General features: G+C 63.7%; 2 protein-coding genes and 1 pseudogene. All 3 read right to left on the bottom strand.

Annotated elements, in window-relative coordinates; all coding sequences use genetic code 11:
• Positions 1-132, bottom strand: a pseudogene (locus EN994_RS36475) (branched-chain amino acid ABC transporter permease); the annotation flags it as partial.
• Positions 129-878 (bottom strand): ABC transporter ATP-binding protein, encoded by a 750-nt coding sequence (locus tag EN994_RS29530; RefSeq protein WP_063167567.1) that lies wholly within the window; start codon positions 876-878, stop codon positions 129-131. The gene EN994_RS29530 and the pseudogene EN994_RS36475, both read right to left, overlap by 4 nt.
• Positions 875-1,672, bottom strand: coding sequence for an ABC transporter ATP-binding protein (locus tag EN994_RS29535; RefSeq protein WP_063167568.1), 798 nt, complete (start codon positions 1,670-1,672; stop codon positions 875-877). The genes EN994_RS29530 and EN994_RS29535 overlap by 4 nt, the downstream gene beginning before the upstream one ends.
• Between the last annotated feature and the right edge of the window lie 181 nt (positions 1,673-1,853).

The raw sequence follows: 1,853 nt of genomic DNA on the forward strand, positions 1-1,853 counted from the left end.
GCCCCAGGCCATGAAGTCGCCATGGGCAAAGTTCGAGAAGCGCAGGATCGAATAGGTAAGCGTCACGCCGATGGCGCCCAGGCCGATCATCGAACCCGTCAGCAATCCGTCGACGACAAATTGCAAGCTCATGCCCCACCTCCTGTGCCGGACTTGCGGGGGCGCTGGCCGAGATAGAGTTCGGCGACCACCGGATCGTTCCACAGCTCGGAGGCAATGCCCTCGTGCCGGTCTTTGCCTTCGACCAGCACATAGGCGCGGTCGCCGATGGCGAGCGCTGCCTTGGCATTCTGTTCGACGAGCAGGATGGTGACGCCGGACTTGCGGATGTTTGCCAGCATCTCGAACACCATCGAGACGAATTTCGGCGACAGGCCGGCCGACGGCTCGTCTAGCACCAGCACCTTGGGGTGGACGATCAGCGCCCGCGCAACGGCGAGCATCTGCCGTTGTCCGCCCGAGAGGTTGCCGGCGGCGGTGCGGCGCTGGCGGACGAGATCGGGGAAGGCGGCATACATCTCCTCGGTGCGCGCAGGAATCTCGCGCCGCTCAAGGATGCCGCAAGCAACTCTGAGATTGTCCTCGACCGACATCAGTGGGAAGATGTTTTCGGTCTGCGGCACGAAGGCCAGCCCGAGGCGCACCATGGTGTGGGCCGGCGCGGCAGTGATGTCCTTCCCGTCCAGAAATACTGTGCCGCCGGTGATCGGGACGAGGCCGGCGATGGCCTTGATGAAGCTAGACTTGCCGGCGCCGTTGGGGCCGAGCACCACGACGATCTCGCCCTTGGCGACGGTGATCGAGGCGCCGCGCACGATCGGCACGCCGGGCTCGTAGCCGGCTTCGAGGTCGCGGACATCGAGAACGATCTCGCTCATGCTGCGCCTCCGAGATAGGCCTCGATGGCGCGCGGGTCGCGAGCGACCTCTTCGGCCGTGCCTTCGCTGAGCAACTGGCCGCTCGCCATGACGAGGACGCGATGGCAGAGCCGCGTCACCATGTCGATATTATGCTCGATCAGCAGGAAGGTGATACCGCGCGCATTGATGTCGCGGATGCGGTCGATGATGACTTCGAGCAGCGTCGCGTTGACGCCGGCCGCCGGTTCGTCGAGCAAGATGATCGCCGGATCGGCCATCATCACGCGGGCGAGTTCGAGCAGCTTGCGCTGACCGCCGGAAAGCACGCGCGCCGGCTCATGCGCGAGATGGGCGAGGGCGACCAGTTCCAGCAGTTCAAGCGCCTTTGTCCTGGCGGCCCTTTCCTGCGCGGCGACGCGCCATGGCGTGACGAAATTGGCAAGCAGCTTTTCGCCGGCCTGACCCTGCGCCGCCAGCATGATGTTTTCGATCAGCGTCAGGTTGGGCAGCGGGCGCGGGATCTGAAACGTGCGGCCAAGGCCACGGCCGATACGCAGATGTGCGGCTTCGCCCGAGACGCTCGTGCCGTTGAGAAGGATTTCGCCGCTGGTCGGCAATATGCTGCCGGCAAGCAGGTCGAACATCGTCGTCTTGCCGGCGCCGTTGGGGCCGATGAGGCCGAGGATTTCGCCCGCTTTGACGTTAAACGAGACGTCGTTGACCGCGACAAGGCCGCCGAACCGCCTGACGACATTCCTTGCCGTCAGAACCGGCGCGCGGATTTCCCCTTGCCGTTTGGTTGCCTCGCTCATCAAACCCTCTGGCCGAAGACGATCGCTGCCGCCTCCTGATTATGATTTGTGATCACACTTGCGTTGATCACGCTATTCGGCTTTAATTTCCTCCGCAAGCCGAAAACCGGCCACGAACGGAATTCCATGCAAAAGGCTGCCATCGAAAAGAACAACGAGGTGATCGCGGCCCAGCTTGCGC

Source organism: Mesorhizobium sp. M7A.F.Ca.CA.002.09.1.1 (assembly GCF_003998555.1).
Lineage (GTDB): Bacteria > Pseudomonadota > Alphaproteobacteria > Rhizobiales > Rhizobiaceae > Mesorhizobium > Mesorhizobium ciceri.